The 20,643-nt window shown below is 66.9% G+C and carries 20 protein-coding genes and 1 tRNA gene; 14 read left to right on the forward strand and 7 right to left on the reverse strand.

The genetic code is table 11. The features are described 5' to 3' along the window. The first annotated feature begins 10 nt into the window (after window positions 1-10). Window positions 11-1,375, forward strand: coding sequence for a TrkH family potassium uptake protein (locus BAY61_RS29705; protein ID WP_420848776.1), 1,365 nt, complete (start codon window positions 11-13; stop codon window positions 1,373-1,375). Continuing rightward, the gene (locus BAY61_RS29710) at window positions 1,368-2,033 is read left to right on the forward strand and encodes a potassium channel family protein (RefSeq protein ID WP_091802683.1); all 666 of its coding nucleotides are present in this window, start codon (window positions 1,368-1,370) and stop codon (window positions 2,031-2,033) included. The genes BAY61_RS29705 and BAY61_RS29710 overlap by 8 nt, the downstream gene beginning before the upstream one ends. 52 nt (window positions 2,034-2,085) lie before the next feature. Here the strand turns inward: BAY61_RS29710 and BAY61_RS29715 are convergent, their stop codons facing one another. The 3 genes from BAY61_RS29715 to BAY61_RS29725 all read right to left on the reverse strand — a co-directional run bounded on the left by BAY61_RS29715 (window position 2,086) and on the right by BAY61_RS29725 (window position 5,086). Continuing rightward, complete coding sequence (locus BAY61_RS29715) at window positions 2,086-3,207, reverse strand: 5-methyltetrahydropteroyltriglutamate--homocysteine S-methyltransferase (protein WP_091803777.1); 1,122 nt, start codon at window positions 3,205-3,207, stop codon at window positions 2,086-2,088. 77 nt (window positions 3,208-3,284) lie between these two features. Continuing rightward, window positions 3,285-3,905: a response regulator gene (locus BAY61_RS29720; RefSeq protein WP_091802680.1), complete on the reverse strand. Its 621-nt coding sequence runs from the start codon at window positions 3,903-3,905 to the stop codon at window positions 3,285-3,287. Then, window positions 3,902-5,086 carry a GAF domain-containing sensor histidine kinase gene (locus BAY61_RS29725; RefSeq protein WP_091802677.1) on the reverse strand — a complete coding sequence of 395 codons (1,185 nt, stop codon included), beginning with the start codon at window positions 5,084-5,086 and terminating at the stop codon, window positions 3,902-3,904. Before BAY61_RS29725 ends, BAY61_RS29720 begins: the two co-directional genes overlap by 4 nt. A 75-nt stretch (window positions 5,087-5,161) precedes the next feature. On the opposite strand from BAY61_RS29725, the gene BAY61_RS29730 reads away from it, so the two are divergent. After that, complete coding sequence (locus BAY61_RS29730) at window positions 5,162-5,878, forward strand: sugar isomerase domain-containing protein (protein WP_091802674.1); 717 nt, start codon at window positions 5,162-5,164, stop codon at window positions 5,876-5,878. A 7-nt stretch (window positions 5,879-5,885) separates the two neighbouring features. On the opposite strand, the gene BAY61_RS29735 is transcribed toward BAY61_RS29730, so the two are convergent. Together BAY61_RS29735 and BAY61_RS29740 are read right to left on the reverse strand one after the other, a co-directional pair. Then, window positions 5,886-7,739: a transketolase gene (locus BAY61_RS29735; protein WP_091802671.1), complete on the reverse strand. Its 1,854-nt coding sequence runs from the start codon at window positions 7,737-7,739 to the stop codon at window positions 5,886-5,888. Window positions 7,740-8,016: 277 nt separating this feature from the next. Further along, a complete protein-coding gene (locus tag BAY61_RS29740; protein WP_211323550.1) occupies window positions 8,017-8,850 on the reverse strand; it encodes an SDR family NAD(P)-dependent oxidoreductase in 834 nt (277 codons plus the stop codon). Between the two features lie 79 nt (window positions 8,851-8,929). Between BAY61_RS29740 and BAY61_RS29745 the strand changes: the two genes are divergently transcribed. From BAY61_RS29745 to BAY61_RS29755, 3 genes are all read left to right on the forward strand, one after another. Next, a complete protein-coding gene (locus BAY61_RS29745; RefSeq protein WP_091802665.1) occupies window positions 8,930-9,544 on the forward strand; it encodes a hypothetical protein in 615 nt (204 codons plus the stop codon). Window positions 9,545-9,648: 104 nt separating this feature from the next. After that, window positions 9,649-10,479 carry an SAM-dependent methyltransferase gene (locus BAY61_RS29750; protein WP_091802662.1) on the forward strand — a complete coding sequence of 277 codons (831 nt, stop codon included), beginning with the start codon at window positions 9,649-9,651 and terminating at the stop codon, window positions 10,477-10,479. Between the two features lie 66 nt (window positions 10,480-10,545). After that, window positions 10,546-10,635: transfer RNA gene (locus tag BAY61_RS29755), tRNA-Ser, on the forward strand. A gap of 231 nt (window positions 10,636-10,866) precedes the next feature. Here the strand turns inward: BAY61_RS29755 and BAY61_RS29760 are convergent. Together BAY61_RS29760 and BAY61_RS29765 are read right to left on the reverse strand one after the other, a co-directional pair. Further along, window positions 10,867-11,724: an alpha/beta fold hydrolase gene (locus BAY61_RS29760; RefSeq protein ID WP_091802659.1), complete on the reverse strand. Its 858-nt coding sequence runs from the start codon at window positions 11,722-11,724 to the stop codon at window positions 10,867-10,869. Between the two features lie 285 nt (window positions 11,725-12,009). Further along, window positions 12,010-12,960 carry a helix-turn-helix domain-containing protein gene (locus BAY61_RS29765; protein WP_170140165.1) on the reverse strand — a complete coding sequence of 317 codons (951 nt, stop codon included), beginning with the start codon at window positions 12,958-12,960 and terminating at the stop codon, window positions 12,010-12,012. Between the two features lie 123 nt (window positions 12,961-13,083). On the opposite strand from BAY61_RS29765, the gene BAY61_RS29770 reads away from it, so the two are divergent. From BAY61_RS29770 to BAY61_RS29805, 8 genes are all read left to right on the forward strand, one after another. Beyond that, on the forward strand, window positions 13,084-13,905 hold the full coding sequence (locus tag BAY61_RS29770; protein ID WP_091802654.1) for an alpha/beta fold hydrolase: 822 nt from the start codon (window positions 13,084-13,086) through the stop codon (window positions 13,903-13,905). A gap of 17 nt (window positions 13,906-13,922) precedes the next feature. Continuing rightward, on the forward strand, window positions 13,923-14,732 hold the full coding sequence (locus BAY61_RS29775) for an alpha/beta fold hydrolase (RefSeq protein ID WP_091802651.1): 810 nt from the start codon (window positions 13,923-13,925) through the stop codon (window positions 14,730-14,732). 18 nt (window positions 14,733-14,750) lie between these two features. After that, the gene (locus BAY61_RS29780) at window positions 14,751-15,590 is read left to right on the forward strand and encodes an alpha/beta fold hydrolase (RefSeq protein ID WP_091802648.1); all 840 of its coding nucleotides are present in this window, start codon (window positions 14,751-14,753) and stop codon (window positions 15,588-15,590) included. After that, complete coding sequence (locus BAY61_RS29785) at window positions 15,587-16,390, forward strand: alpha/beta hydrolase (protein ID WP_091802645.1); 804 nt, start codon at window positions 15,587-15,589, stop codon at window positions 16,388-16,390. The genes BAY61_RS29780 and BAY61_RS29785 overlap by 4 nt, the downstream gene beginning before the upstream one ends. A 470-nt stretch (window positions 16,391-16,860) precedes the next feature. Beyond that, complete coding sequence (locus BAY61_RS29790; protein ID WP_091802642.1) at window positions 16,861-17,121, forward strand: hypothetical protein; 261 nt, start codon at window positions 16,861-16,863, stop codon at window positions 17,119-17,121. 18 nt (window positions 17,122-17,139) lie between these two features. Then, a complete protein-coding gene (locus BAY61_RS29795; RefSeq protein WP_091802639.1) occupies window positions 17,140-17,385 on the forward strand; it encodes a hypothetical protein in 246 nt (81 codons plus the stop codon). 7 nt (window positions 17,386-17,392) lie between these two features. Further along, window positions 17,393-20,152, forward strand: a complete 2,760-nt coding sequence (locus tag BAY61_RS29800; RefSeq protein WP_091802636.1) for an FtsK/SpoIIIE domain-containing protein — start codon at window positions 17,393-17,395, stop codon at window positions 20,150-20,152. Beyond that, window positions 20,145-20,510 carry a hypothetical protein gene (locus BAY61_RS29805; protein ID WP_091802634.1) on the forward strand — a complete coding sequence of 122 codons (366 nt, stop codon included), beginning with the start codon at window positions 20,145-20,147 and terminating at the stop codon, window positions 20,508-20,510. The genes BAY61_RS29800 and BAY61_RS29805 overlap by 8 nt, the downstream gene beginning before the upstream one ends. The last annotated feature ends 133 nt before the right edge of the window (window positions 20,511-20,643 follow it).

A 20,643-nucleotide genomic window follows, 5' to 3' on the forward strand; every position in this document is an offset into this window, starting at 1 on the left:
GAGCACTGCTGTGGCGCTGCTTGCGCGCCTCGCCCTGCGCAGGTTCCTGCCGGACTGGCGTCGGCCCGCCCGGATAGTCGTGCTCGCCTTCCTCGGCGTCATCGCGATCGGCACGACGCTGCTCATGCTGCCGATCGCCACCACATCGGGTGAGCGGGCCGACTTCGTTTCGGCGCTGTTCACCGCCACGTCGGCGGTGTGCGTCACCGGCCTCGTCGTCGTGGACACGCCGACGCACTGGTCGGCGTTCGGCGAGATCGTCATCCTCGCGCTCGTCCAGATCGGCGGGCTCGGCATCATGACCATCGCCTCGCTGCTCGGCCTTCTCGTGTCCCGCAAGCTCGGGCTGAAGCTCCAGATCACCGCGCAAACCGAGACCAAGACCCTCGATCTCGGCGACGTCCGAAGGGTCATTCGCGGCGTCCTGCTCGTCACGCTGGCCTTCGAAGTGCTGGTCGCGGGCTTCCTGGTCGTCAGGTTCCGCACCGGATACGGCTACGAGTGGCTGACCGCGCTCTACCACGGCGTCTTCCATTCGGTCACGGCGTTCAACAACGCGGGTTTCGCGCTCTACCCGGACAACCTCATGGGGTTCGCGACGGACGGCTGGATCTGCGTGCCGATCGCGATCGCCGTACTCGCCGGCGGGCTCGGTTTCCCCGTGTGGGTCGAGATCTGGCGCAACCGGCGCGGTAACCGGCGATGGTCGCTTCACACGAAGATCACGCTGGTGACCTCGGCGGTACTGCTGGTGATCGGCGTCGGAGTCATCACCCTCGCCGAGTGGAACAACCCCGAGACGCTGGGCGGCTTCGGCGCTGGGGGCAGGCTCGTCGCGGGCTTCTTCGCGGGGGTCATGCCGAGGACAGCGGGGTTCAACAGCGTCGACATCGGCGAGATGGAGTCGGGAACGCTGCTGGTCACCAACATCCTGATGTTCATCGGCGGCGGCAGCGCGAGTACGGCGGGCGGCATCAAGGTGACCACGTTCGCACTGCTCGCCTTCGTGATCTACGCCGAGGTTCGCGGCGAGCCCTCGGTACACGTGATGGGCCGCAAGCTGCCCATCGGCACGCAGCGGCAAGCTCTGACCGTCGCGCTGCTGAGCGTCGGCGCGGTCGTCGCGGGAACCCTGCTGCTGCTCACGTTGACGAAACTGCGGCTCGAAACCGCGCTGTTCGAGACCATCTCCGCGTTCTCGACGGTCGGTATGACGACAGGGGTGACCACCGAGACGGGCTCATGGGGCCATCTCGTGCTGATCATGCTGATGTTCCTCGGCAGGGTCGGGCCGATCACCCTGGCTTCGGCGCTCGCGCTCCGCGAACGTTCCCGACGATACGAACTACCGGAAGAGAGGCCGATCGTTGGCTAATCGCAGGCAAAGTCACCGGGTCGTCGTCATCGGCCTCGGCCGGTTCGGCAGCTCGCTCGCCATCGAACTGGTTCGCGGCGGAAGCGAAGTGCTCGGCATCGACAACAACCCGAGGCTGGTGCAGAAGCTGGCCGACGAGCTGACGCACACCGCCATCGCGGACACCACCGACGTGGAAGCGTTGACCCAGCTCGGGGTTCCCGAGTTCCAGCGGGCCGTCGTCGGAATCGGCAACGACATCGAGGCGAGCATCCTCACCACGTCGGTACTTTCCGACTTCGCGATTCCCTCCATCTGGGCGAAAGCGATCAGCAGGCAACACGGCCGGATCCTCGAACGCGTCGGCGCACACCACGTCGTGCTGCCCGAACACGACATGGGCGAACGAGTCGCGCACCTCGTGACGGGGCGGATGCTGGACTACATCGAGTTCGAGGACGACTACGCGCTCGTGAAGACGCTCGCACCGGCGGAGGCGATCGGCAGGCCGCTCGGCGAGACGAAGGTGCGCGCGAAGTACGGGGTCACGGTTGTCGGCATCAAACGACCTGGCACCGGTTTCACCTACGCCACACCGGAAACCGTGGTCAACGCCGACGACATCCTCATCGTCGCCGGAGAACGCGACCGGGTGGAGAACTTCGCCGACCTCGTCTGAATCCAAAGTGGACGGCGGCGAGCACCGTTGGCGCGCTCCCGCCGTCCACCGGTCAGCCCCACACCCTCGCGGCCGTCTCCACGATGCGTTCCAGCTTGCGGATCTCCTGCTCTTCGGTGATGTCGTTGCCTTCCTCCGTCGAGGAGAAACCACACTGCGGAGAGAGACAAAGCTGGTCGATGTCGACGTACTTCGCGGCCTGCTCGATGCGGCGTTCGAGCGAATCGACCGATTCCAGCTCGCCCCGCTTTGTCGTCACGAGACCGAGTACCACGTACTTGCCCTTCGGCACGTAACGCAGCGGTTCGAAACCACCAGAGCGCTCGTCGTCGAATTCGAGGAAGTAACCGTCCACATTCAACTCGTTGAAAAGGGCTTCCGCGACGAAGTCGTAGCTTCCCTCAGCCGCCCACGACGACCGGAAGTTGCCCCTGCACAGATGAGTCGTGATGGCCATGCCTTCCGGCTTCGCCGCGATGGCCGCGTTCATCGTCTTGATGTTGCGCAGGTGCAGCTTCTCGGGATCGAAACCCATCCTCGCGACGAGCTCGCGCTGCGCGGGGTCGTTGAGGTAGGCGAGGCTCGTGTCGTCCAGCTGTAGATACGTGCAGCCGAGTTCGCCGATCGCCTTGACCTCCTCGGCATACGCGGCACCGAGGTCGGCGAAGAAGTCCTCCAGATCGGGGTACACCGTTTCGGCGACGGCCGACCTCCCGCCCCGGTAGTACACCATGCTCGGCGAGGGGATGGTCAATTTCGGCGTGACCCCTGGATCCACAATGGACTTCAGGTAGGCGAAGTGCTCGGCGAAAATCGGCGCACCGAGCCCGACCTTGCCGTCGACCTGTAGCCCTGGAGGGCTGAACTCCAGGTCACCGGCCGCGTTGTGGAACTTGACGTGCAGCCGTTCGTCGCTCTTCGAAACGCCTTCGAGCTGATAGATGAAGTCCATGTGCCACGAGGCTCTGCGGAATTCACCGTCCGTTGCCGACTGGAGGCCGACCTTGCGCTGAAGGTCGACGACGCCGCGGATGGCCTCGTCTTCCACCGCACGCAGTTCTTCCTTGCTGATCACCCCTTCCGCGGCTCGTTCCCTAGCCTCGTGCAGCGTGGGAGGCCGCAGCAGGCTGCCGACATGGTCCGCGCGAAATGGAGGGCTCGAACGCTGGGTCATCCACCGATCTTCACACGCGAACTCGGCAGGGTTCAACAAGATGACGACGGCCTTCCATCGACCGGAATTTTCACTTGCTAGAGCAGACCTGCCTCATTGGCTTTGCTGATGGCCTCGACTCTGTTGCGGGCGCCGAGCTTGTGGAGCGCTGCCTGCAAATAGGTCTTCACGGTGTTGCGGGTCAGCCCGGTCGCCTCGGCGATCTCCGGATTCGTCTTTCCCCGCGCCGCATGGCGCAGCACCTCGTATTCCCTGCGGCTGAGCCCGCTACCCGCGAGCGCGGCCGACCGTTGCCGTTCCTCCGGCAGCACCCTCGGGTCGACGACCCGCTCACCGCCGAGCACCTTGCGCAGCGCGGCGGCCAGATCCATGCCGGCGACATCCTTCAGCAACGCGCCATCGGCACCCGCGTCCAGCGCGGCGACGACACCTTGATGGTCGCCGTGTGCCGTGAACACCACGATCTTGGCGGAGGCACGCACCTTGCGGAGCCCCGTGATCACCTCGGGCGCCAGCATGTCCGGCAATCGCAGATCGAGCAGCACCAGGTCGGGCCACAACTCGGCGGCACTGGTCATGGCCGCCCTTCCGCAATCGGCCGAGCCGACGACGACAAGACCGGGATCCGACCGCAGCAGCGAGGTGACGCCGTCGCGCACGACGGGATGATCGTCGACGACGAGTACCTTCACCGTCACGTCAGCACATCCGGCAACCAGGCACGCAGTGTGCACCCGTCGTCGAGGTCGCGGACAAGGCTGACCTTGCCACCGAGCCTCGCCGCCCGCGCCGCGAGCGACCGCACTCCCATTCCCGTCCCCTCCGAGCGAATATCGGTTCCGGTGCCACCCGTGCCGTCGTCGGCCACGGCGAGCTGAACCCCCTGCTCGACGGGTCCGAAACTCACCACGACAGAGCGGGCTTTCGCGTGTTTCTCCACATTGAGCAGCCCCTCCCTGACCACAGCGACCAGGAAGCCGGAACGTTCCCCGTCGAGGGCTGGAACCGGACCGAGCCGCACGAAACCGGCCGGAACCCCGGTACGCGACTCGAACGACCGCGCGCACTGGGCCAATTCGGCCTCAAGCGCCCGCTCGGGGCTCGCCGTCTCCGACAGCGCGAGCAGCGACTCGCGCAGCGCGCCCGCCGCCGAGGAGACGTCGGATTCCAGCTTCCGTAGCCGCGGGTCGAGCGCCGGATTGTCCCTCGCGGCCTCCTGCAAGTCCCTGACCTGCGCCCCGATGGAGAACAACAACGCGCCGACCGAGTCGTGCAGCGCGTCGGCCATGCGCTGCCGTTCGGCTGTGACGGCATCGGCCTTTCCCGACTCGGCGGTGCCGGCGATCCGCAACGCGGTCGCTGCCTGATCGGCCACCCTTTCCAGCCTCGCAACGGCGTCGTCACCGAACGCCGACGGCCTTCGCATGGCCGCGTAGGCGACGGCGACGGTCTCCTGACCGCACCTGACGGGCACCGCGAGCATCGCGGCCATTCCCTCACCGCTGACGTGCGCGTCGAATTGGTGGGTGATCGTCGTCGAACTGACGTAGTCGCTCACCCGCACCGGCTTTCCCGAGGCGAGCACCCTGCCGCCGATGCCCTGACCACTGGGTACGACGAGGTTGTTCAGCCGGTCGGTGCGCATTCCGGAAAGCCAGCGGATCATCGCGTTGTCGCCGTGCCCCGTGTCTTCGGCACCGATGTCGGCCACGAATCCGGCGTCGGCGCCAACCGTCTGTCTGATCAGCCGCGCGGTGCCGCGCAGCGCGGCGGTCCGGTCGAGCACCGTCAGCAGTCCGTCGCGCTCGCGAAGCAGACCGTCGAGCGCGCTCGCCCGCTCGACGGCGACCTCCGCCGCTTTTCGCCGCCAGGCAGCCATCCGGCCATGATAGGTCGGTACCGCCACCGTTCCACCCGTGGGACGGAGCACCGTCCACGACGGAGAGGAACCGCGATGCGTGAGCACGTACGAGCACTGCTCGACTCCATCGACGACCGGCAAGCCGACCTCACGAGCGCAGCCACATTGCTGCTCGACACGGTGACCGAGGGTGGCATCGTCCACGCGGCGGGGGCCGGTCACTCGTTGCTGATGGTGGGCGAACTGTTCTACCGGGCCGGAGGTCTCGCTCCGGTGCGTCCACTGTGGGATCACGAGGTTTTTCCGCTCAACGGCGCGCTGCGCAGTTCGGCGGTCGAACGCGAGCAAGGACGTGGCGCGGCGGTACTCGCGGGCGCCGAGGTGTCGCCGCCCGACGTCGTGATCGTGTTCTCGACGAGCGGGCGTAATCCCTACCCTGTCGAAATCGCCGAGCAGGCAAGGGCTCGCGGAGTCGCCGTCATCGCGGTCACGTCGCGTTCCGCTTCGGCGAAGGCGAGCGCCCGCAGCGCGACGACGGTGGCCGACCACGCGACCGTCGTGCTCGACAGCGGGGTCCCGCCCGGGGATGTCGGCTACCCTCCGCACGCACCGCGAACCGCGGCGACCTCGACGATCGCCTGCGCCTACCTGTGGACGATGCTGCTTGCCGAACTCGACGATCTCGCCCGAGCACACGGAGTCCGGCTGCCGAGGTGGACGAGTTCCAACGTGCCTGGCGGCGATGAACACAACGCCGAACTCGTCGAGCGCTACCGGCTGCGCATTCCCGAACTCGGCGCGGAAATCTGAGCTACGTTCAGCTCTCCAGCATTCCGCGTGCGGCATCCGCGATCGCGGCCGCGTCGATTCCCGCGTGCTGCAACTGTTCGGCGGGCGAGCCGGAACCGGGCAGCGCGAGCACACCGAGCCTGCCCAGCCTCGGTACGGCCGTCGAGTGACCGACCGCCTCGGCGACGGCATCGCCGATGCCGCCCTGCGGCCAGTGGTCCTCGACGGTGAGCAGGCAGCCGGTGTCCGCTGCCGCCTGCTGCAACGTGGCGACGTCGACCGGCTTGACGGAGTAGAGGTCGATGACCCTCGCCGCGATGCCGTCCTCGGCGAGGCGGTCGGCCGCCGTGATCGCCTCGGGCACCGTGACTCCCGCAGCCACGAGGGTCAGCTCGTCACCCGGCGAAGAGCGCAGTATCTTGCTGCCGCCGATGGGAAAGTGCTCACCCTCCGGGTAGAGCACCGGTGTCTCGCCCCGGGTCGTGCGCAGGTAGCTGATGCCACCCCTGTCCGCCATGGCTGCCGTCAGCCACGCCGCCTGGTTCGCGTCGCACGGGCACAACACCGTGCTCCGCCACAGCGCGCGGAAGAACGCGACGTCGCCGAGCCCCATCTGCGAAGGCCCGTCCCTTCCGATCGAGACACCGGCGTGCGAACCGACTACGCACAGGTGAGCACCACTGACCGCGGCCATGCGGAGGAAATCTGCCGCCCTGCTCAGGAAGGCCGCGAACGTGCACACGTAGGGAATCCAGCCCTGCACCTGCATCCCGACGGCCGCCGCGACGAGCTGCTGCTCGGCGATGTAGCACTCGAAGAACCGCTCGGGGTGGGCGTCGCGGAAGTACCCCGCCCTCGTCGAATCGCCAACGTCGCCGTCGAGCACGACGACATCGCTCCTCGCACCGCCGAGCGCGGTCAGCGCCTCGCCGAACCCCGTCCGCGTCGCCACCGCCTCACCTTCCGGGTACGTGGGTAACACCAACCGCCCGACCTCGGGCAGCCTCGGTTGCGCGATGACGCTCGGAGCGGCGACCTCGATGCGCAGCGACCTCTGCCCTCCCAGTTCGGCGATCGCATCAGCCTCGTCAGGAAGCGGCTTGCCGTGCGCGCCTTCCGCGTCCTCGACGGCGGCGACGCCCTTGCCTTTCCTGGTGCGCGCGAGTATCGCGGTCGGCGCCCCGGTCGTCTCAGCCTCGGCGAGCGCGCGATCGATCTGACCGATGTCGTGACCGTCGATTTCGATGGTGTGCCAGCCGAATGCCGCGATGCGCCTCGCGTAGGCGGCGGTGTCCCAGCCGTGCCTCGTCGGCCCCGTCTGCCCGAGCCGGTTGACGTCGACGATCGCGGTGAGCGCACCCAGTTCTTCGTGACCGGCGTGTTCGAACGCCTCCCACATGGAACCCTCGGCCAGTTCGCCGTCACCGCACAGCACCCACACGCGGTAGCCGAGCCGGTCGAGGTCACGGCCCGTGAGCGCCAGTCCGACACCGATGGGCAACCCCTGGCCCAGCGAACCGGTAGCCACGTCGACCCACGGCAGCTGTGGCGTCGGATGGCCCTCCAGCCTGCTACCCGCCTCGCGGAAGCTCAGCAGTTCGTCGTCGGAGATCGCGCCTGCCGCGACGTACATGGCGTACAGCAGCGGAGAAGCGTGCCCCTTCGAGAAGATCAGGTGATCGTTGCCGGGATTCCTGCTCGCCGCGAAGTCGTAGTGCAGGTGGTTGGCCAGCAGAACCGCCATCAGGTCGGCCGCCGACATCGCCGAGGTCGGATGCCCCGAACCCGCTGCCGCCGCCGCCCTGACGGCGTCCACTCTGAGCTGCTGGCCGAGCTCGGTCAGCGCCGCGATCCGTGAGGAATCCAGTGTTGCCACCGGCATGAAAGGTCCTCTTCCCTCGGTTCGTGCGGTTGCCGTCCGTGCGGCTTTCGCGGTGCGGGCGCCCCACGTCGACACAGCCATGATCCGACCGCCGAATACCCGTTGGTACCGGGCACAAACCGGCCCTCGGTCACGGGGCGCATCGCCGGTTCCGGAGGCCGGGGCTCGAATGCGCATCTCGCGAACCCGAGCGCGGATCTCGACGACCTGAGTGCGCATCTCGGCAGCCTGAGTGCAGAACTCGGCGACCTGGACGGGGGACTCGCGCGGGCCTCGGCTACGCGGCTTCGCGCGCTTCTCCGGCATCCCCGCGCAGCCGGCGCTCCCTCTTCGTGATGGCTTGCGCCGCACGGAGGGTGAAGTTCGGGGCGAACCTCGCCGCCAGCCACTGCATCCGCGCACGCCGGGGCGCGACGATGACCGCCTTGTCCCTCGCGAGGCCACGAAGAACGTCCTCGGCGAGCGCAGCGGCGGGATACATCCGGCCTCCCGCCGTGCGCAGGAACGCGGCTCGCACGTCGGTGACCTCCGTACTCGGAATCGCGGGAAGATCACCGGGGATCCCGCGCTCGTAAATGGGCGTCTCGATGACACCAGGGCACACGACGCTCACGGAGACTCCCCGGTCGGCTGCCTCGGCTCGCAGGCTGAGCGAAAGCCCGACGACACCGAACTTGCTTGCCGCGTAAGGAGTCGCGAGCGGTTCCGGGATGAGCCCTCCTACCGAAGCGACGTTGACGATGTGCCCGAACCCCTGTCGCACCATGAGCGGATACGCGGCGCACACACCGTGCACCACGCCGCGCAGGTTGACGTCGATGGTGCGGTCCCAGTGCGCGACGACCAGTTCCTCCGCGTCTCCGCCCATGCCGATGCCCGCGTTGTTGAAGAGGAAATCGAGTCTGCCGTGCTCTTCGGCGGTCGAGTTCACCAGGTCGTCGACCGAGGATGCGCTGGTCACGTCGACTCCGCGACCGAAAGCGCTGCCCCGCAAGCCCCGGGCAACGGAACCGGCTGCCTCCGCGTCGAGGTCGGCGACGACAACGTTCACACCGCGCGCGGCGAGCGCGGTGCACAGCGCCTTTCCTATTCCCGAGGCTCCTCCAGTCACGATGGCGACTTTGCCCACGTTCCCTCCTCGTCTGTTGAATTCCGGCCTCAAGTATGGCGCGGAAAGCTAAGGTCCCGATATGTCCTCCGCGTCCCTTCCACCCATCGTCGAATTGAGATCATCGGACAAAACGAAGCGGGGGCTCGCCATCGGCCTCGCCGTCGGCGGCGTCGCGCTTGTGGCGGCAACCGTTCTCCGGCTCGGCACTGTCGGCCTTTACGCCACCGTCCCGCTTTTCCTCGCGATCTTCATTCCGGTGACGCTGCACGTCCTGCGACTGCGCGTAGTACTGACTCACACCCAGGTCGGCAAAGCCGGAATGCTCGGAAAACTCAAGATGCATCAGCGCGCCGACGTCAACTCGGCGCTCCGGGTGGTCTTTCCTCCTCCGCCGAGGGGGCGGCACGGGCCGGTACCCACCACCTTCCTCGTAGACCACCACGGCTTCCCACTGCTCCGGTTGCGAGACAACGACTTCGGCCAGACCAGGGTGGACGAGTTCGTCAACGCGCTCGGCATCAAGGTGCACGCCTATCCGGGAATCATGACGATGAGCGAGTTCAACGAGCGGCATCCCGACTACCTCGCTTATTGGGAGCGCAAGCCCACCACGCTGGGACTGTTCATCGGCTGTGGACTCGTCGTGGCGATCGTCGCGGGGGCGGCGATCGCCACGATCGCCATCCAAATGTGAAACCGATAATGAAACCAGGTTTTTACGGGGACTCCTCGAATCCCTGCCAGCACACCGAGTAATGTGAACAAACACCAGCACGCCTGACCCGGGGACGTGACGCGATGACGCGGACAGACGACCAGGCCCGCTCGGGGATCGGCATCGATCCGGGCAAGGCCAGTGTCGCCGGCGTCTACGACGCGCTGCTGGGCGGCAAGTACAACTACGCGGTCGACCGCGTCGTGCGCGACGCGATGCTCGACGTGGTCCCCGGGTTCGACACGGTGATCCGCGACGATCGTGCCTGGCTTGCCAGGGTGACGCGATTCCTCGTCGGCGTCGGTATCGAACAGATCGTCGACTGCGCCTGCGGACTACCGGCGGCCGAGAACACCCACGACGTCGCGCTGCGCCGCAACGGTGACGCGAAGACGGTGTACGTCGACAGCGACCCCGTCGTCGCCGCACACGGCAAGGCGTGGCTTGAGGACAAGCAGCACGCGTTCTTCGGCGAATGCGCCATCACCGAGCCGGAGAAGTTGCTCGGCAAGGGGGCCGTGGCCCGCCACCTCGACCTCTCCCAGCCGATCGGGCTGCTGTTCGTCTCCGCGCTGCACCACGTGCCCGACGCGACAGATCCGGTCGCGCTGATGCACGCCTACGTCGACGCGCTGCCCAGTGGCAGCTATCTGGCCATCACCCACTTCCTCGACCCCGAGGACGGCGGCGAGCTTTCGGACCTCGCCCGCAGGCTGCAAAAGGTCACCGCCGAAGGAACGATGGGCTCGGGCTGGTTCAGAACGCGAGAGCGGATCGAGGCACTGTTCGCCGAGCTGCCGCTCATCGCGCCCGGCCTCACCTTCCTGCCGAGGTGGTGGCCGGACGGTCCAGCCATGTCTCCACTGCTGCCCGCCCAGCGCCTGATGCTGGGCGGAGTAGCCCGCAAGCCGTGACACTGGGTCACCAACGGAGGCGACCCGGCGCCCGAGGGCGAGCATCGACCCTGTACGCTCTCTCGCGGAGGATTGGCCGAGCGGCCTAAGGCGCACGATTGGAAATCGTGTTGGGTGTAACAGCCCTCACGGGTTCGAATCCCGTATCCTCCGCCAGCCGAAACGCCGGGCTCCCTTTACGAGGAGCCCGGCGTTTCGTCGTTCGGAGACCGGAGTGCCAGGGCGGGTCTGATGAAACTCTGCCGTGCGAGCGGGGATCAGCGTGGTTCCTCGCAAGGCGGAGGAAACGTCCTCGTACCGGGTTGTACTCGGGCTTTCCGACAACGCGGCGAGGGGCCACGCTGGCCCCGCGCGGCAGGCTACGGGTTCGTCAGACCCGCCCCAGTCCTAACTGGACAGTTTGTCGAGGATCGCGGCCACCTCGGCTGCTCTGAAGACGAACCCGACATGCGACGTGTCCAGGGTGTGGACGTCGTACGGGTTGCCTGGTGTCAGCGCATCGGCTTCGGCGATCAGCCGGTCCTGCATGGCGATCGGCAGACTCCGGTCCTCGGTGAGCCGGATGTAGCTGCGGGCGATCGTGCCCCACGTTTCGGCATCGACCCTGGCGTCACCGGTCATCACCGCGAGCGATTCGTCGGGTTGCAGGATGTTGAGGAAAGCCATGAACTGCTCGTCGGTGACGTCGGCCGCCGTCGCGGCCTTGAGCGCGGTGAGCAGTTCCGGATCCGCCGTGCGGTAGTTCGCCCTGCCGACGCCGAGTTCGGCTGGGTTGCCGACGTTCAGCGGGGCAAGCGGGCCGGTCAGGCTTGCGGCGAACTCCGGTTCCGCGAAGTACTCGATGGGGTTGGCACGCTCCACACAGGACCAGGCCGAGATGTACACGAGCCGGTCGACCAGGTCGGGAACCAGGTTGCCTGCCACGCTGATGGCCGTACCGCCGAGGCTGGCGCCCACCAGCACGACCGGCCCGTGTTCGGCGACCCGGCGAACGACGTCGACGACCACGTCGGCGTTGTCCCGCAAAGTGACCGTCGCCAGTGTCGATGGCTCGGCCGCCCACGCATCCAGATCCTGCGGTGCCTGGTAGGCGACGGGGTATTGCGCGTCCAAACCGTGTCCGGGGAGGTCGACCGCGAAACTGCGGTGGCCCAGCGCCGCGAGTTCGCGCTGGATCGTGGCCCACATGAACGAACTGGAGCCAGAGCCGTGCACCAGTACGAAGGTCGGGTTGTTCGAAGACATGAGATGTCGTCCTGTCTGTTCAAGCGCGCCAGTCGTCGCCGACGCGAAAAAGGGGTCGGGAAACCGAGGCCTTCGACGGCGGGTGCCGCTGATGCGCACCGGCCGGAGGCCGTTCAGGCGTGAGGAGCCGGACCGGTCGTCGAAGACCGGCGGGGCACCTTTATCAGGCAGTCCGGAGACGGACGAACATGTGGACCATGGACGTCACCCTAACCGGAGCCGGAACGCCAACGCGAGCGCGTTGACGAGTCCGTGAGATGCGCCTCAGCGACTCGCCGTATCCGGTCAGGAACCACCTTCGCGGCGCCATTCGCTCGGAAGCAGGCCGTAGGCGGCGCGAAAACGCCTCGTGAAATGCGTCGGATCCGTGAAGCCCCACCTTCGCGCGATGGCTGCGAGCGAACGGTGCCTCGACCTCGGATCGACCAACTCGGCCTTCGCGTTGGCGAGCCTGCTGGTGATGATCCACTGCTCCAGCCGGAAGCCCGCCGTGGCACACACGCGATAGAGATGTCGCGGTGAGATCGCGAGTGCCCTCGCGATGCCGTCGGGAGTGAGACCTGGGTCGCCGAGGTGCTGGCGCACGTAGGCGCGGATCTGCGTGAGCAGCGTCTGCTCGACGACGTCGCGACAACCCGGTGTCCCGTCGATAGCGGTCGCGATCAGTGCGCGCGCGAGTTCGATACTCGCCGCGCCGAGCGCGGGGGCCATGGGGCTCGCACTGAGTGCTTCGGCGTTGGCCGCGAGATCACGAATGTGCCTGCTGACGAGCCCGTACAGGGGACTGTGCTGGAGCCTCGTCACCGCTCGCCGCACCTGCTCGGCAGGCAGGGTGAGCTGGTCGAGGGGAAGGTTGAGCGAATGCGCGGCACCGAACCCCCTCCACTGGTAGTGGAAGGGCCTGCTGACATCGACCACCAGCGCCTCACCGCTCGGCACCACCCTCGTGGTCGATCCGATCCGGAAGCGCGCGACACCTGCCGCCTGCACACCGATGGCGATGTGTTCAGCGGTAGCCGACCGCGCGGCCTTCGCGGTGCGCGTCATCGACACCCCGCTGGTTGCCGCCCCGAAGATCGCGGCGGCCCCGAATGGCCACAGCTCCAGCCTCGCACGGACCGGCACGTCCTCTTCCACCGTGACCTCGGAAGCTCCTGAGGCATCGTGCATGGCGGTGATCAACGCGTCGGGACGCTCGCGTCTGGTGAGATCGGTGGTGTCGAGCAAGACGGCCATGCGGTTCCCCTTCGTCGCCGGGAACGGTGGCGGTGCGGGCCGAGGGCACGGCATTGTGAGCCGATTCGGCGTGGGCTTGTGTGCCTAAGATTCCGGGCACTCCGCTGAGCGAATAGAGGCGAAATGCCTTTCGTCACCGCGGCCGACGGCGCCGACATCTTCTACAAGGACTGGGGCAGTGGTTCGCCTGTGGTTTTCAGCCATGGCTGGCCGCTGAGCGCCGACGTGTGGGACCGACAGCTCTATCTGGCCGCCGCACACGGTTTTCGCGCCATCGCACACGATCGCCGTGGACACGGCAGGTCGACCCAGACCTGGCACGGCAACGACATGGACACCTACGCCGACGACCTCGCCACTCTGCTCGACACACTCGACCTGCACGAGGTCATCCTCGTCGGGCACGCCGACGGCGGCGGGGAACTCGCCCGTTATCTTGCCCGGCACGGCAGCGACAGGGTCGGCAAGGCGGTGCTGCTCAGCGCGGTCCCGCCGTCGTTGCTGGCAACCGAAACCAATCCCGGCGGACTGCCGGTCACCGTTCTCGACGCGATCCGCACGGCCATCACCGCCGACCGCGCGCAGTTCTTCCGGGAGCTTTCCGTGCTGTTCTACGGAGCGAACCGGGATCGCGCGACCGTGTCCTGGGCGCTGGGGGAGCAGTTCTGGCGACTGGCGATGCAGGCGGGGCTCAAAGCCGTACTCGACTGCGTTTCCGCCTTCTCCGAGACCGACTTCACCGACGATCTGCGCGCGATGGAGATACCGGTTCTCGTCGCGCACGGCGACGACGACCAGCTCGTGCCGATCAGCGGTTCCGCCTACCGCGCGGTGGAACTGCTTCCCGAAGCTCACCTCATCGTCTACGCGGGCGCTCCGCATGGCCTGTGCGGCGATTTCGAAACACAGTTCAACGCCGATCTGCTGGCATTTCTCACCCGATGAGAACAAAAGGAGAACCGATGTCCGTCTCCCGCAGATTCCGAAGATCCCGGCTCGCCGTCGTGCTGGCAGTGCTGTTCGCCGTCGTGACGGTGGTCAGCCCCGCGACGGCCGTACAGCGATCGGCAGCGAAGCCGGGCGCTCCCAAACCGACGATCGTGCTGGTACACGGCGCGTTCGCCGACGCATCGGGCTGGAGCGGCGTCATCGAGCGCTTGCAACGCCGCGGCTACCAGGTCATCGCACCGGCGAATCCGCTGCGCGACCTTTCCGACGACGCCGACTACGTCTCCAGTGTGCTTTCCACGATCTCGGGGCCCGTCGTGCTCGTCGGCCATTCCTACGGCGGCGCGGTAGTCACCAACGCCGCCCGTGAGCACCCGAACGTCAAGGCACTCGTGTACGTCGCGGCATTCGCTCTCGACGAGGGCGAGACGGTGTTCGGGATCGTCGGCTCCTTCCCGGGCAGCGAACTCGCCGCGAACATCCTTCCCAGAGCGTTCCCCGGCGGTATCGACGCCTATGTCAACCCTTCGGCATTCCACAGAGTCTTCGCTGGCGACCTTCCCGCCAAGACCGCGAACGTCCTCGCGGCGAGCCAACGTCCCGCGACACTCGCGTCCGGTGAGGAACCCTCCGGCAGCCCCGCTTGGTCGGAAATCCCTTCCTGGTACCTGATCGCGGGCAAGGACAAAGTGATTCCGCCCTCGGCACAACGGTTCATGGCCGATCGGGCCGACGCGCGCACGCGCACGGTGAACTCGTCCCACGTCGCCATGATCTCCCACCCCGACGCCGTCACGACGCTCATTCTCGACGCCGCACGCTGATCAGAACGGAGCACGCTCATGCCCTTCACCACCATGGCCGACGGCGCGGAAATCTTCTACAAGGACTGGGGCAGCGGAACTCCCGTCGTCCTCAGCCACGGCTGGCCGCTGAATTCCGACAGCTGGGAGGCACAGATGCTCCTGCTCGCCGCGAATGGATGCCGCTGTGTCGCACACGATCGCCGTGGTCACGGCCGGTCGACCCAGACCTGGCACGGCAACGACATGGACACCTACGCCGACGACCTCGCCACCCTGCTCGACACACTCGACCTGCACGAGGTCATCCTCGTCGGCTTCTCGACAGGAGGCGGCGAAGTCGCCAGGTACCTCGGAAGGTACGGAACGGCCAGGATCGCCGGTGTCGCACTGGTTTCCGCCGTTCCACCGTTCATGCTGCGGACGGCCGACAACCCGAACGGCGTGCCAGGCGCGGCGTTCGACGACCTTCGCGCGAGTTCGATCGCCGACCGTGCTCAGTTGTACCGCGATCTCGCCGACGGACCGTTCTTCGGCGACAACAGGGAAGGCGCCTCGGTGTCACGAGGCATCAGGGATGCGTTCTGGCGACAGGGAATGCAGGCAGGGCACCGGAACGCACTGGAGTGCATCGCCGCGTTCTCGGCTACCGACTTCCGCAAGGACCTCGACAGCATCGACGTTCCAACGCTCGTCATCCATGGTGACGACGACCAGGTGGTTCCCTTCGAGGTCGGCGGAAAAGCCTCTGCCGAACGGATCAGGGGCGCCACGCTGACCGTCTACTCCGGCGCTCCGCACGGCATCACCGACACACACAAGGAACGACTCGGCGCGGACCTGCTCGCGTTCGTCGACTCACGAAGGACAGGACCATGAAGACCATCGTTCTCGTACACGGCTTCTGGGTGACACCGCGAAGCTGGGAAAACTGGATCGACCGTTACGAGCGAGCGGGCTACCGCGTGCTCGCACCCGCATACCCCGGGTTCGAGGTGGAGGTCGAAACGCTCAACGCCGATCCGACTCCCATCGAGGACCTGACCGCACCCGCCGTCATCGCACACCTGGAGTCGGTGGTCGGCGCGCTCGACGAACCGCCGATCATCATGGGCCACTCCGCTGGCGGCGCGTTCACCCAGGTACTGCTGGATCGTGGCTACGGGGCGGCGGGAGTCGCACTGAACTCCGCACCGACCGAGGGCGTCACCGTCGTGCCGCTTTCGCAGATCAAATCGACGTTCCCCGTGCTGAAGAACCCCGCGAACCGGCACAAGGCGGTCGGGCTGACCCTCGAACAGTGGCGTTACGCGTTCACGAACACCTTCACCGACGAGGAAACCAAAGCGCTGTACCAGCGCTATCACATTCCGGCGTCAGGACGAGTCCTGTGGGGCGGCGTGCTCGCCAACTTCCAACCGGGGCCGCAGGACATCCACGTCGACTACCACAACGACAAGCGAGCCCCGCTGCTGTTCATCTCCGGAGGCCAGGACCACATCATGCCGCCGTCCGTGCAGCGCTCCAACGCGCGACACTACAAATCGGACTCGGTGACCGAGGTGGTCGAGTACGAGGACAAGGCACATCTGCTGCCGGCGCAGGAAGGCTGGGAGGAGATCGCCGACTTCGCACTCGCCTGGGCGGTCGAGCACGCGGGGTGGACAGCGAACCCGTGAAGGACAGCTCCCCGCCGCCCCGGCCGTAGGTACGCCTTCGGCCGGGGCTCGGCGTCGTGCTCAGACGCGTGCGCCGAGGTCGAAGCTCCACCCCGGAAGGTGTGGGACGTTCACATCTCAGTCGGCGGTACAGGTTTCAATGGTTCAGCGCGGGGCTGGGTTCGGGCCCGATCGATGCTCTACTAGTGTTTCACTCAATGCACACGTTCCGTGGTCAACATGGTCGCGGACCTGCGCGAACGAGAGGGCGCGGTGTTGGAATTCGTGGCGGGCCCGCAGCCCGCACGGCCTCGAATTTCGCGCTCTTGGCGCTCTGACGTGCGAAACGCCGGACCTCCTCCACCACCGGCGCTTCGGCATGGCTGAGCGCGCAAAGTAACCAGCACATTCCCCCACTGTCATCTGTCCGGAGTCGAGCGGTCACGCTAAGTTTGTTGCCGAAGGCCCCGGTTTATCAAGGAGTCCGCCCCATGCCCGGAGTGGAAGAGATCCGCGCGGGGATCGCCCTCGCGAACGAGAAGGCTTCCTCCAGCATCGCCGCGTTGCAGCAGGCAGCACAAGCACTCGAAGAGGCCCAGCAGACGCTGGCCCAGGCGACCTCGGGCAGCACGCAGGAAGAAGTGAATCAGGCTCACGGCCTGCTCGCCGAAGCGTTGCAAGGAATAAACGGGACGCAGACAACCATCCGCGCCAGCATCTCGTCAGCCGAGAACTACTCGGCCCGGCTGTAGACAGCGAAGAGTCCGCCGATGTCACTCGACCAGTTACGCCAGTCGCTCAGCGAGGTCAACGCGGGCCTCGCCTCAGCCCGCGCGCACGCGGACAGAGCGAAGGAACTGCTCGAAGAGTGCAGGCGGATCATGGTCGACGCCCAAACGCAGGCGCAGCCGTGGCTGCCGACTCAGTTGCCTGCCGCGCTCGACCAGGTCGAGAGCCAGCGGGCGAGACTGGCCGGAATCGGGGATCTCCTCGACAACTACCAGGCAAGGCTGTAGGCCGACGATGGGCAGAAAGGCAGGCGAGCAGCGGGCCAGGGTGCTGGCGGCGCTCGACAAGCTGCGGCATCAGATCGGGCTCGCACTCGGCGCGGCGCGAAACGCCAACGAAGCGGCGAAACTCGACGTCGCGAGGCTGGAACTCGAACAGCTCGTCGTGCGCACCGGCATGGAACGCGCGGGCCAGGACCCCGAACTCGCCGAACGGATCAGGGATCCGGCGATGGCCGACGTGCTGAACTGGCTGGCCAGCGTGCGTTCGCAGTTCTACACCGAGTGGGCCGACGGGCCGAACCGGCTGCGCGAGCTCGTCGCCGCGAGCGCTCCGGGAACCGCGGGAAGGCCCGCAGGCGAATGGCTCGGCCGCATCGGAGCGGGCAGGGGAATATCGGTACCCGGACTCTGGCGAGTCGGTTCCTCCACAGTGGATGGTTCGACGGCCGGCCGAACGGCAGGCACCGAACTGACCTTCGACGTGGCCGTACCACTTCTCGACGAATCGCACCTCGCGATCACCTCGGCCCCGCGCACGAGAGGCACCGTCGACTCGATCGTCGAAAACCTGCTGATGCGCGTCCTCAGCACATTCGAACCCGGCGCGGTCAAAATCCACCTGTGGGACGTGGGACAGCTCACCGCGATCCTGCCCAACTTCTACGCGCTGAGTCGCACGAGCGCGGTCACCGTCCACGACCCGACCCGGCTGATCGACCTGCTCGACGAGCTGGCAGGCCACATCAGGCGGGTCCACAGCTACACGATGCAGGCTGGGTACCCGAGCCTTCGCGCCATGCGCACCGCGACGAAGAAGCGCACCGAGCCGTGGCGGATCGCCGTGCTGTACGGCAACGGGGAAAACCTGCACCCGGAGCAATTGCGCGACCTCAAGCGGGTCGCCAGCGGGGCGCTCGACGCCGGTATCTCGTTGATCCTCATCGACGTGCCGACGGTGCTCGGCGGAGCGGTCGAGACCATCAGCCTCGTCGACGAGCGCCGCGCGATCACCAGTATGACCGGCTCAGATCTGGTCGTCGATCTCGATCCACCGCTCCCGGCAGGTCAGGTCGCCACGGCGGCGAGCAGGATCGCCGAGGCACTCGTCGCGAAACAGGGCGGTCCCCGCTCGTTCGCCGACCTGCTGCCCACCGAGTACGGCACATACAGCTCGGCACGCGAACTGAGGACCCCCATCGGGTTCTTCGAGGGCGAGCCGGTCGAGGTCGTCATCGGCGACGCGACCCCGCACGCGCTCATCGGCGGCCCGAGTGGTTCGGGCAAGACCAACCTGCTTTACGCGCTGCTCGGTGGGCTTTCCGCTCGCTACCCTCCGAATGAGCTGGCCTTCTACCTGCTCGACTTCAAGGAGGGCGTGTCGTTCGCCGGGCTCGCGCCCGGTCGCAAGGACGAGAGCTGGCTCCCGCACGCGCGGCTCGTCGGCGTCAACGTGAACACCGACCGCGAGTTCGGCCTCGCGCTGCTGCGATTCCTCGCCGACGAATTGCGCCGCCGGTCCGCCGCGGCCAAGCAGCACGAGGTCACCAACCTCGCTGAGCTGAGGGAACAGGATCCGGAAGGTCACTGGCCGCGCATCGTCGCCGTCATCGACGAGTTCCAGTACCTCTTCGCGGGAAGGGACACGGTCACCGCGCTCGCGACGTCGCTGCTGGAAGACCTCGCGCGAAGGGGGCGTTCGCAGGGCATCCATCTGATTCTGGCGAGCCAGGACATCGCCGGTATCGAAGCGTTCTGGGGCAAGCCTGCCGTTTTCGAGCAGTGCACGCTGCGCGTCGCGATGCCCAAAGCGCGAAGGGTGCTCGCCGAGGCCAACCAGGCCGCCGTCGCCGCACCCCGCTGGCACGCGGTGATCAACCACGATTCCGGTGTCTCGCACGGCAACCAGCTCGCGCACGTTCCGGACGCGAGCGCGAAGGGCGTCTTCCCCTCGCTGCAAAGGGAACTGTGGCAGCGGTTCGCTGGACAGGGGCAACCGAGGTTGTTCGACGGTGCGCACTCGCCGCTGCTCGAAGCCTCTGCCGCCTACACTTCGCTCCAGCCGACCCCACGACCTCGCGCGCTCGTAGGCCAGTCGATCGACGTCGCCGACACCGCACACGGGGTCGAGATGTCGGGCGCTCCGGGAAGAAACCTCGCCGTGCTCGGAACGAGCACGAAAGAAGCACTATCCATTCTGGACTCGGCGACGCGCTCGCTTGCTCGGCAGTATCCGCAGGGCGAGGTTGAGTTCCTGTTGAGCTGCCTCGTCGAGAGCTGTCAGCCCGCGGTCACCGAGTTGACCGACCTGCTCATCGCCGAAGGTCACAAGGCGGGGTTCGTCGCCGGCGACGAACTGACCGAGCTTGTCACCAACCTCGCGGCCGAACTGTCCGACATGGAGTCGCCGAGAATTCTCGTGCTCTACGGAGTCGACGGCGCACTGCCCGCGCTCGAACGCAAGGAACCGGGAAAACAGAGCGGCCTCGATCACCTGAGAACCCTGCTGAAACAGGGTCCTGGCAAGGGTCTGCACGTGCTTGGCTGGTGGCGAGGTGTCGCGAGACTCAAGGACACCCTCGGTTTCGGCGGCACCGACGACATCGGCGCGTGGGCGGCACTCGACGTGCAGGGCAGCGAACTCAGCACTTTCTGCGCCGGTCAGGTCGTCCAGTGGTCGCCACGACCCGACAGGGCGTTGTTCTTCGACCGCACGACACATTCTTCCCCCGAAGTGCTCATTCCGTTCCACAGGCCGGAGGAAGCCGATGACTGACGAGCCGACCGCGGCCGTGCGATACAAGGAAATCATCGGTTCGGCCCGAAGAGCGGCCGACGATCTGAGAGCGTGGGAACTGGCGAGAGCCGAAGAGCTGACCGCAGCCATTGCCGCCGCGAACGAGGAGGTCACGGCCGCGGCCGAGCGCGAGGCCGCGACCGAGGAAAGGGCCACACGCTGGTGGCGCATGGCCAGCGACAGCGTGTCGAGACTGTCCTGGCTCGACGTCGGCACCCCACCCGAGCCCGCGCGCTCGGCGCGAGGTGAGTGGCTCGACCGCTACGCCGAGGACGTCCGGCCCGCCTATCACGACCTGACCCAAGCCATTCTCAAACTCGGCTGGCGAGCGAGATAGTGCCCGTATCCGGCCAGTAGCCGGGTTTCATTTCCGCTGGTGCGGCCCTTGTGGCGTCGACGTGCGTCCGCGAAGCGGCACCGGCATGATCACAGACTGGTTCACCGCCGTCCACGAGCAGGGACGGCGGTGA

Source organism: Prauserella marina, from assembly GCF_002240355.1.
GTDB lineage: Bacteria > Actinomycetota > Actinomycetes > Mycobacteriales > Pseudonocardiaceae > Prauserella_A > Prauserella_A marina.

Bases quoted from the DNA above. Each gene is read 5' to 3' on its own strand.
- BAY61_RS29800 (WP_091802636.1), top strand. From the start codon at position 17,393: ATGGGCAGAAAGGCAGGCGAGCAGCGGGCCAGGGTGCTGGCGGCGCTC.
- BAY61_RS29765 (WP_170140165.1), bottom strand. From the start codon at position 12,960: ATGGCCGTCTTGCTCGACACCACCGATCTCACCAGACGCGAGCGTCCC.
- BAY61_RS29745 (WP_091802665.1), top strand. From the start codon at position 8,930: ATGTCCTCCGCGTCCCTTCCACCCATCGTCGAATTGAGATCATCGGAC.
- BAY61_RS29730 (WP_091802674.1), top strand. From the start codon at position 5,162: ATGCGTGAGCACGTACGAGCACTGCTCGACTCCATCGACGACCGGCAA.
- BAY61_RS29785 (WP_091802645.1), top strand. From the start codon at position 15,587: ATGAAGACCATCGTTCTCGTACACGGCTTCTGGGTGACACCGCGAAGC.
- BAY61_RS29780 (WP_091802648.1), top strand. From the start codon at position 14,751: ATGCCCTTCACCACCATGGCCGACGGCGCGGAAATCTTCTACAAGGAC.
- BAY61_RS29770 (WP_091802654.1), top strand. From the start codon at position 13,084: ATGCCTTTCGTCACCGCGGCCGACGGCGCCGACATCTTCTACAAGGAC.
- BAY61_RS29725 (WP_091802677.1), bottom strand. From the start codon at position 5,086: ATGGCTGCCTGGCGGCGAAAAGCGGCGGAGGTCGCCGTCGAGCGGGCG.
- BAY61_RS29805 (WP_091802634.1), top strand. From the start codon at position 20,145: ATGACTGACGAGCCGACCGCGGCCGTGCGATACAAGGAAATCATCGGT.
- BAY61_RS29790 (WP_091802642.1), top strand. From the start codon at position 16,861: ATGCCCGGAGTGGAAGAGATCCGCGCGGGGATCGCCCTCGCGAACGAG.
- BAY61_RS29750 (WP_091802662.1), top strand. From the start codon at position 9,649: ATGACGCGGACAGACGACCAGGCCCGCTCGGGGATCGGCATCGATCCG.
- BAY61_RS29795 (WP_091802639.1), top strand. From the start codon at position 17,140: ATGTCACTCGACCAGTTACGCCAGTCGCTCAGCGAGGTCAACGCGGGC.
- BAY61_RS29775 (WP_091802651.1), top strand. From the start codon at position 13,923: ATGTCCGTCTCCCGCAGATTCCGAAGATCCCGGCTCGCCGTCGTGCTG.
- BAY61_RS29735 (WP_091802671.1), bottom strand. From the start codon at position 7,739: ATGCCGGTGGCAACACTGGATTCCTCACGGATCGCGGCGCTGACCGAG.
- BAY61_RS29715 (WP_091803777.1), bottom strand. From the start codon at position 3,207: ATGACCCAGCGTTCGAGCCCTCCATTTCGCGCGGACCATGTCGGCAGC.
- BAY61_RS29760 (WP_091802659.1), bottom strand. From the start codon at position 11,724: ATGTCTTCGAACAACCCGACCTTCGTACTGGTGCACGGCTCTGGCTCC.